At 69.9% G+C, this 8,682-nt stretch carries 6 protein-coding genes; 3 read left to right on the plus strand and 3 right to left on the minus strand.

The window, feature by feature from the left end:
* Window positions 1–149 precede the first annotated feature (149 nt).
* The gene (locus ACFV0T_RS39090; protein ID WP_385789821.1) at window positions 150–1,037 is read left to right on the plus strand and encodes an oxygenase MpaB family protein; all 888 of its coding nucleotides are present in this window, start codon (window positions 150–152) and stop codon (window positions 1,035–1,037) included.
* A gap of 180 nt (window positions 1,038–1,217) precedes the next feature.
* Here the strand turns inward: ACFV0T_RS39090 and ACFV0T_RS39095 are convergent, their stop codons facing one another.
* The 3 genes from ACFV0T_RS39095 to ACFV0T_RS39105 form a co-directional block, all read right to left on the minus strand.
* A complete protein-coding gene (locus ACFV0T_RS39095; protein ID WP_385789823.1) occupies window positions 1,218–1,376 on the minus strand; it encodes a hypothetical protein in 159 nt (52 codons plus the stop codon).
* A 609-nt stretch (window positions 1,377–1,985) separates the two neighbouring features.
* Window positions 1,986–2,840: an ABC transporter permease gene (locus ACFV0T_RS39100; RefSeq protein WP_385789825.1), complete on the minus strand. Its 855-nt coding sequence runs from the start codon at window positions 2,838–2,840 to the stop codon at window positions 1,986–1,988.
* Window positions 2,837–3,778, minus strand: coding sequence for an ABC transporter ATP-binding protein (locus ACFV0T_RS39105; RefSeq protein WP_385789827.1), 942 nt, complete (start codon window positions 3,776–3,778; stop codon window positions 2,837–2,839). The genes ACFV0T_RS39100 and ACFV0T_RS39105 overlap by 4 nt, the downstream gene beginning before the upstream one ends.
* Before the next feature lie 289 nt (window positions 3,779–4,067).
* Between ACFV0T_RS39105 and ACFV0T_RS39110 the strand changes: the two genes are divergently transcribed.
* Both ACFV0T_RS39110 and ACFV0T_RS39115 read left to right on the plus strand, forming a co-directional pair.
* Window positions 4,068–4,457 (plus strand): hypothetical protein, encoded by a 390-nt coding sequence (locus tag ACFV0T_RS39110; protein WP_385789829.1) that lies wholly within the window; start codon window positions 4,068–4,070, stop codon window positions 4,455–4,457.
* Between the two features lie 191 nt (window positions 4,458–4,648).
* Window positions 4,649–8,632: a metallophosphoesterase gene (locus tag ACFV0T_RS39115; protein WP_385789831.1), complete on the plus strand. Its 3,984-nt coding sequence runs from the start codon at window positions 4,649–4,651 to the stop codon at window positions 8,630–8,632.
* Window positions 8,633–8,682: the final 50 nt, after the last annotated feature.

Here is an 8,682-nt window from a genome sequence, read left to right on the forward strand (position 1 = left end):
CGGCGCATCGAATTCGGCTGCGCAACGGGCTGTGGGGCCACCCTTCTCTGTGTGACAATAAAATACACGCGGACCTGCTGCGTCCGAGATCCACCGCGGACCCGAATCCAGGGTGGGCAGCATTCGTACGGCAGGGAGGCACCGCACCGATGAGACAGACCGGAGCCCGCGTCGACGGACTGCGGGACCGCCTCGGCAGCGGGCTCTTCGCCCGCGTGGCGGGACCCGACGGCCCCCGCAACCGCGCCCGCATCCACGGCACGCCGGGACCGCGCTGGTTCGGACCGGAGCGCCCCATCCGCAGGGTCCACGGGGACGCGTCGATGTTCATCGGCGGCCTGTCGGCGCTGCTGCTCCAGTCACTTCATCCGCTCGCCATGGCCGCGGTGGCCGCCCACTCGGGATTCCGGGGCGACCCGTGGGGCAGGTTGCAGCGCACCAGTACGTTCCTGGCGACGACGACGTACGGCACGGCCGACAGCGCCCGACAGGCCTGCGAGCGGGTGCGGGCGGTGCACGAGCGGGTGTACGGCGTGACCCCGGAGGGTGCGGCCTACCAGGCGGGAGACCCGCATCTGCTGGGCTGGGTCCATGCCGCCGAAGTCGACAGCTTCCTGCGAGCCCACCAACGCTACGGGCGCCACCGGCTGACGGCGCAGGAATGCGACGGGTATGTCGAGGACATGGCACGCGTCGCCGGCGCGTTGGGCGTTCCCGATCCACCACGGAGCCGGGCGGAACTCGCTGAACTGCTGAGCGCATACCGTCCGGAACTGCGGGCCGGGCGGCAAGCACGTGGTGCCGCACGCTTCCTCCTGCTCAACCCGCCGCTGCCGTTCGTCGCCCGTCTCCCCTACGGTGTCCTCGCCGCGAACGCCGTTTCCTTGCTGCCCGTCTGGGCCGCCCGGGAGCTCCGGCTGCCCCGACTGCCACTGGTCGAGGACGTGTGCGTACGGCCGCTCGGCTCCGCCGTGACCTCGGCGATCCGGTGGGCGATGGCACCTCCACCGTCGCCTGCGTCTGTCCCGAACGCGTGAGAGCACCGCACCGAATGCTGTCGACCTGCGCGTCGTGCAAGGCCTCCGCGGCCGCCGCCCCGTCGCCACCCTCGACAACATCTGTCTGCGGACCGCACTTTGACCGGTCGCCGCGGGGGAACGGTACGGCGTCCCGGAGATGGAGATTCCGGGACGCCCATCGCCGCGGTGGCCGCTTCTTTACACCGCGGCGATGCCCTCCATGCCGAACGCGGCGAAGGAGGGGAGCCCTGTGATGGTGGTGACCTTGGTGAGCGCACCGTCGGTGCCGACACGGAATCCGTCGACGGTGCCCGAGGTCGCGTTCTGTACGTAGAGGAACTTCGCGTCCTTCGTCACGAGTTACCGGTGTTGCCGCCGTAGAAGAAATCACCTGCGCGTTCCAGCCGGCACAAGGTCTTCTGACCGTTCGGCAGGGGCTGCTGGACGACAGTGAGGGTGCCGTCGCCGCGTACCTTGCAGGTGGTGACCGTCCGCGACGGCCCCCGTGGCGGCGAGGACCGCGGCTCCGCCGATGGTCAGCCGGACCTCAAACGACGACCTGCGCCTGTTGTGCATGCTCATGCGCAGCTCCTCGGCCTTCGCCGCCCCCTCGGACCGGTGGCGGGCAGAGACAGAGTTGCCCACGAGTCGGGTGTGGCAGGAGAGGTTCAAGGCTCGCGTCAGCCTCTCGTAAGAACTGTGGCCGAGAGCTCAGTTCACCCGGCCCGGCTGTGGTGGGCGATGGGTCCGGCGACTGCGGCGCGCGGCCGGACGCGGGGCCTGGCCGGTGCACGCCCTACCGAGGCGATGCGCACCGCGGGGCCGAACCCGTGCAGGCTCTAGCAAGGCGATACGCACCGTAGCGGGCCATGGGCACCGCGCCCAGGCGGCGCGCACCGGACCGACGGCCGAGCGCCCACCGGACCGACTGCCGAGCGCGCACCGACCGCGCGGACGCGCACCGGGTCAGGCGTCCGTGCGCATCAGTCGGTACCCGGCGCCCGCCAGCGCGAGTACGGTCCAGCCGAGGAACACCAGGAGCCCGGCGGCGGGTGACAGGCTCGTCGTGTCGTGGGTCAGCGCGTACATCGACGCACCGGCGTTGCTGGGCAGGTACTTGCTGATGCCGTCCTGCCACGACGTGGGCAACAGCGAGACCAGGCCGGGCACCAGCATCAGGGAGGCGACCAGGACGGCGATGCCACCGGCGACGGAGCGCAGCAGCGCGCCGAGGGCGACGCCGATCACGGCGACCAGGCCGAGGTAGACGGCGGCGGCCAGAAGGCTGCGTGCGACGCCCGCGTGCGACAGCGACAGGGCCGCGGGGGTACCGGAGAGCATGCCGCCGGCGATGAGGAACGCAATGACGATGCCTACGGTGGCGACGGCCAGGGTGACCAGGCCGGACACGGCCGCCTTCGACCACAGGACCGGCAGGCGCCGCGGTACCGCGGCGAGTGTGGAGCGGATCATGCCGGTGGAGTACTCGCCGGCGGCGACCAGCACGCCCAGGACGCCGACGGCCAACTGCGCGAAGTTGGTGCCGAACAGCGAGAGGCTGAGGGCGGTGGCATTGGCGCTCTCCCGGTACATGGGCCGGCCCGAGGTGTACTCGGCGTGGTAGTGCACCGCGGCGATGACGCCGAATCCGACCAGGAACAGCAGGCCGAGGCCCAGGGTGATCCAGGTGGAGCGCAGGGACCAGAGTTTGGCCCACTCCGAGCGCAGCACTCTGCGTCCGGTCACCTCGTACCGCGGATGTCCCGGTCGGGCGGGTACCGGTGCGGTCGAGGAACTCTCGGTCACGGTCGTCGCGCTCATGCCACGCTCCGGGGGATCTCGACGGCGGCGGCAGCGGTGCCGCGGTATTCGACGGCGTCACTGGTCAGGTCCATGAACGCCTGCTCCAGCGAGACCGTCCTGGAGCGGAGTTCGAACAGGGGGATGCCGTGCTCGGCGGCCTTGAGGCCGATGGCCCGCGCCGACAGCCCGGTCACCTGGAGTTCCTCGGTACCGACCGCTCCCGCGATCTCGACGCCCGGACCGGCCAGCACCTCACGCAGGCGGGCCGCCCGGTCGGAGGCGACCGTCACCGTGTCACCGCCGCCCCGGCGGACCAACTCCCGCACCGTGGTGTCGGCCAGCAGGCGGCCACGTCCGACGATGATCAGATGGTCGGCGACCAGCGCCATCTCGCTCATCAGGTGCGAGGAGACGAAGACGGTACGGCCCTCGGAGGCGAGTCGGGTGAGCAGACCGCGGATCCACAGCACGCCCTCGGGATCGAGCCCGTTGACGGGCTCGTCCAGCATGAGGGTGGCCGGGTCGCCCAGCAGTGCCGCGGCGATGCCCAGCCGCTGGCCCATGCCGAGGGAGAAGGCGCCGGCCCGCTTCCTGGCGACGGACTGAAGGCCGGTCAGCTCCACGACCTCCTCCACCCGGCGGCGCGGAATGCCGTGCGTGTGGGCCTGCGCCATCAGGTGGTCGAACGCGGAGCGGCCCGGATGGACCGACTTCGCCTCCAGCAGGGCGCCGACCTCCTGCAACGGCGCGCTGTGCTCGGCGTAGTGCCTGCCGTTGACGGTCACCCGGCCGGCGGTGGGCGCGTCGAGTCCGACGATCATGCGCATGGTGGTTGACTTGCCCGCGCCGTTCGGGCCCAGGAAGCCGGTGACCGTGCCCGGTTTGACGACGAAGTCCAGGTGGTCGACCGCCGTCTTCTCCCCGTACCGCTTCGTCAGCTGTCGTGCCTCGATCATCGCCACTCCCTCGCCTCGCGCCGGCGGACCTCGCTGGTCCCTCGGCTGCAACGCTAGGTCTCGGTGGCCTGAAATCGGCGGTGCCTCGGGGGCAATGACGCCGGGTGGTCGAACCGATGTACCGCTGACGCGGGCCGCGGCCGCCGTAGGTCCAGCACGGTGACTCCCCTGTGCCGCGGCCCGGCCGTCGGCCCGTGACTCATATCAATTCGGCTGCGGGGGCTGTCTGCGGCCTCGGGGAGCCCCCGATAATTGCGGAGCCCTACCGCCTTCGATCAAAGGAACGTGCATGCCCCAACTGCCCGGCACGGCCAGATGTGCCCGTGCCCTGCTCGTCGTCGTGGGCATGGCCGGCGTGGTCGCCCTGTCATGGCTGATCGTGGCGGCCGTGACGCTCAGGACCGGTGCCCTGGGTGAACTGATCCTCGGCATGATGGCCGTCGCGGCGACGATCTGCGCGGCCCTGGCCGCCGTCTCGTTCGTCCTCGCGGGGAAGTTCGCCGCCGGCAGCAACACGGTCCGCGTCGGCACGGTGGTCGTCGGCTGGGTGATCCTCGTCGGAGGCGCGGTCGCCGCGCTGGCCGGGCAGGGGATGTGGGGTGGTGCCGGAGTCGCCGTGGGCGCACTGCTGGCGTTCCTGTCGACCACGGAACCCACCAGGGACTGGTTCGGCGCATAGCCGCTCCCCAACGCCGCCCGGTATCGCCGTGTTCCCCCCATTCGGCGGACCCCTACCGCAAGATCATTCCACTGGCCGTTCACAGCTGACTCATTGACGTTCATCTGCGTTGCCGAGGATTCATCATGTGCATGCCCGCCATAGTGCGCGGTGTGCCTCCATTCTCGAGCGATCAGGAAGGACGGCTGCTGATGCGGTCAACACAGCGGCGAAGACAGCAGATTGGTGGATCCGGAGGCCGGAGGCTCGCGGGTGCCGTCCTGACCGTACTCGTCCTGGTGTGCGGCAACGCCACGGTGGCGTACGCCGACCCCGGCACGGACCAGCGCGCCACGGACAGCTCGCACCCGTCCGCACAGGCCGCGACGACACTGCCCACCCTCACCCCCGCCGACGGCACGTACCTCGAGGGCACGCAGAAGGTCGCGGCCACACCGACACTGGCCGGTGACTCCGTCACCAAGGTCTCGGTCGACGGGCGGCCGATCGACGCGGCGAAGACGGTCGGGGTGTCCCGGCTGAGCTTCGACGTCGGCTCGAACTCGACCGAGGCCCGCTACCAGAACCATGTGCTGGTCAACGGCGAGTACCGGGCGGACATCGGTGACCTCGTCAACGAGCGGGGCACCATCGAGATCCCGAACGAGCACCTCGTCAAGGGCGAGAACACGATCAAGTTCTTCGCGGGAACCGTCGACAGCTCCTGCGGAACCAACTACGACGACTTCGTGCTGTCCGACATCGAGCTGACCCTGCTCGGCGAGGTCGCGGACGGCGAGGAGAACGAGTACACGTACTCCTTCGGTGACGGCAACTGCGGCTCCAACGACACGCTGCTGAGGGAGGCGTCGCTGAGCTTCTTCGTCCTCGGCGACCCGCAGGGCACCACCGGCCTGAAGAGCGACCTGGACACCACCAAGCTCTCCAACGGCAAGCACACCATCACCGCGACCACCACCTCGCGCAAGACGGTCACCAACAAGGTGACCGTCAACAACGCCCCGGCGGGCGCTCCCCGGCTGCTGCCCAAGGACGGCACGCTGGTGAAGGGCGGACAGTCGGTGTTCGCCGACTTCCCGGCGGGCACCGAGGGCGAGGTGGCCTCGCTGACCGTGGACGGCGGCAAGCCCGTCTCCGCGCCGCAGCTGGGCAACGGAGCGGCCACGTTCTCCTTCGACGTCGGCGCCAACTCGCTCGACGACAAGTACGACAACCACCTGCTGGTCAACGGCAAGCGGATCGACCTGGGCGGCACCTGGGTCAGCCAGCGGGTGGAGATCGCGATACCCGCGCGGTACCTGGTCCCCGGTGACAACACCGTCAAGGTCGTCGCCGGCCCGTACAAGGAGACCTGCGGCAACAACCGCGACGACTTCGACCTGGCGAACCTCGGCCTCGCGCTGGACGGCGCCACCGTCACCGGCAAGGACATCGCGGCCTCCTACGCGATGGGCGACGGCAGCTGTGGCACCGCCACGGACCGGCTGGCCGAGGCCGAGCTGCACTACACGATCGACGCCCCGGCCGTCGCGGTCACCGACACGCTGGGCTCCGGCACCGCCACCCTCGGCTTCACCGTCGGCACCAACTCGATCGAGGCCCGCTACCAGAACTACGTCCTGGTCAACGGCCAGAAGACCGTGCTGGACGCCGACTACGTCAGCCGGCACGTCGACCTGACGATCCCCAACGAGTGGCTGGTGCCCGGCTGGAACACCGTCGACGTCGTCACCGGCACCTACGCCACCTCGTGCGGTGCCAACCGGGACGACTTCGCGCTCTCCGGGATCACGCTGACGCCGGCCGCCGGCACCGCCGAGGGCCGGATGGTCAAGGGCTCCTACAGCTTCGGCGACGGCAACTGCGGTGACAACGTCAACCCGCTGACCGAGGTCGACCTGGAGTTCTTCGTGGACGGCCCGGCCAAGGGCGTCCGCGCCGATCTCGACACCGCCGATCTCCGGGACGGTCAGCACACGCTGGCAGCCACCTCGAAGACGGGCATGACCGCCACCCGCGTACTGGCCACCGACAACTCGGCGCCCCAGGTAGCGAGCAGCACTCCCAAGGCCGGTCAGCGGATCACCGCGTCGGTCGTGCTCGGCGTGCGGGTGACCGACCTCTCCGGTGTGGTGAGCGGCCCGGACATCAAGCTCGACGGCAAGGCGGTCGAGGCCGGTACCGAGGTCGGCCCCGGCCTGTCCGCCGGTGCGCACACGCTCTCCGTGACCGCCACCGACGCCTTGGGCAACACCGGCACCCGCGAGGTGAGGTTCACCTCCGCCGGCATTCCGGACACCCCCGCACAGCTGACCCCCGCGTCCGGCACCACCGACGCCGACCGGAACGTGCCGCTGTCCGCCAAGGTGGCCGAACCCGACGGCGGCAAGGTGACCGCCACGTTCTCCGAGGCCGAGATCCTCAGCCCGAACCAGGTGTACCAGGGCACGGCCACCGCCGTCCCGACCACGCTGAAGGTCAAGGGCGAGAAGAAGATCAAGGCCGCGGGACTCGCGCCCGCCGACGGCCGCACGCTCGCCGCGCCCTCCTCCGCCGACGTCACCTTCCAGCGGTTCGACGTCCAGGTGACGGGCCACGTCGACCAGCCGGTGCTGCGCTGGGAGGGCGTCATCGACCCCGAGCGCCTCGCCGCGCTGCGGGTGTGGAACAACGACACCGAGCAGTGGGACGTCGTCAACAGCGCCCGCGGCGCCGCCGAGGGCAACACGGTGCTGACCTCCGTACTGGACGGCCCCTACGTCGACCACCGGCAGGTCCACGTCATGGTCACCGGTGAGGACCCCTTCGCCGACGACATCGACGCCGGTGACGCGAACTCCTTCGCCGACCCGGACTCGTACGACTTCTCGATCGTCCACTACACCGACACGCAGTACCTCTCCGAGGGCGCGGTCGAGCAAGAGACGGCCGAGGAGCGCGCGGTCTGGGAGAAGGCGTACGGGGACGTCTCCCGCTGGATCGCGGCCAACAAGGACAAGCGGAAGATCGCCTACGTCGCCCACACCGGCGACCTCATCGAGAACAACATCCGCAAGCCCGCCGACGAGGCCACCCAGAAGGAGGTCGTCGGCGAGCTGGAGGTGTCCTCCAGGCAGCAGAAGATCCTGGACGACGCGGGCATCCCGAACGGTGTGATCGCGGGCAACCACGACAACCAGTCGGGCACCGAGAACGGCCCGGACGCCATCTACAACCAGTACTACGGTCCCGACCGCTACCAGGCGCTGTCGCAGGGCTGGGAGCACGCGAGTTACGGCGGCCCCTGGCGCGCGGGCGACAACCAGAACCACTACGACCTGTTCTCCGCGGGCGGCCAGGACTTCGTCGTGGTCGGCCTGTCCTACGGTGTGACGCGCGAGGAGGCCGAATGGGCCGACTCGGTCTTCAAGCGCTACCCCGACCGCAACGGCATCCTGCTCTCGCACGACTACCTCGCGCCGAGCAGCAACCCCGACGGCCGCGGAGCCCCGTTCTCCGTGCCCGACGGCTCGATGCTGTACAAGACGGTGGTCCAGGACAACCCGAACGTGTTCCTGATTCTCGCCGGCCACGAGCACGGCGTGGGCACCAACGTGAAGCCGAAGGTCGGCGAGATCAGCCACGACGTGGTCGAACTGCTCGCGGACTACCAGTTCTACACGGTGTCCGCGGACCGGCTCGGGCTCACCGAGATCGGCGGCTACCAGCCCGACGACCAGCTCCAGTTCGGCGCGAGCTTCTTCCGGATGCTCCAGTTCGACGTGGACCGGTCCGAGCTGACCGTCGACACGTACTCACCGCTGCTCGACGAGTTCGGTGCAACCGAGTACGACACGAACCACCGGTACGACGGCACCGAGGACAACATGGTGCTGCCGATCGACCTCAAGTCCCGCAAGACCACCTTCGCGACCGACTCGGTGGCGCTGTACAACCCGGTCAGCGTGATCGGGCGTACCAAGGTGAAGTCGGGCGAGGTCGCCTCGGTGACGTGGCGGAACCTCAGGCCCGGGTCCACCCACGCGTGGTTCGTCACGGCGCGCTCCGACGGTGGCGGGGTCACCGCCTCCGAGCCGAGCGTCTTCGTGACGAAGGACGCCCATGGCCGACCCGGCACTTGGGGCCCGGACACGCCGTACTACGACTGGTTCGCCCCGCTGAAGAGCCGGTCCTGACCGGTTGACCCCCGGCACGGCCCGCCGCCCGGACCCGACCGGTCCCGGGC

The organism is Streptomyces sp. NPDC059582 (assembly GCF_042735715.1).
Taxonomy (GTDB): Bacteria; Actinomycetota; Actinomycetes; order Streptomycetales; family Streptomycetaceae; genus Streptomyces.

Coding starts and splice junctions, on each gene's coding strand:
- ACFV0T_RS39090 (WP_385789821.1), top strand. CDS start 150: ATGAGACAGACCGGAGCCCGCGTCGACGGACTGCGGGACCGCCTCGGC.
- ACFV0T_RS39105 (WP_385789827.1), bottom strand. CDS start 3,778: ATGATCGAGGCACGACAGCTGACGAAGCGGTACGGGGAGAAGACGGCG.
- ACFV0T_RS39100 (WP_385789825.1), bottom strand. CDS start 2,840: ATGAGCGCGACGACCGTGACCGAGAGTTCCTCGACCGCACCGGTACCC.
- ACFV0T_RS39115 (WP_385789831.1), top strand. CDS start 4,649: ATGCGGTCAACACAGCGGCGAAGACAGCAGATTGGTGGATCCGGAGGC.
- ACFV0T_RS39110 (WP_385789829.1), top strand. CDS start 4,068: ATGCCCCAACTGCCCGGCACGGCCAGATGTGCCCGTGCCCTGCTCGTC.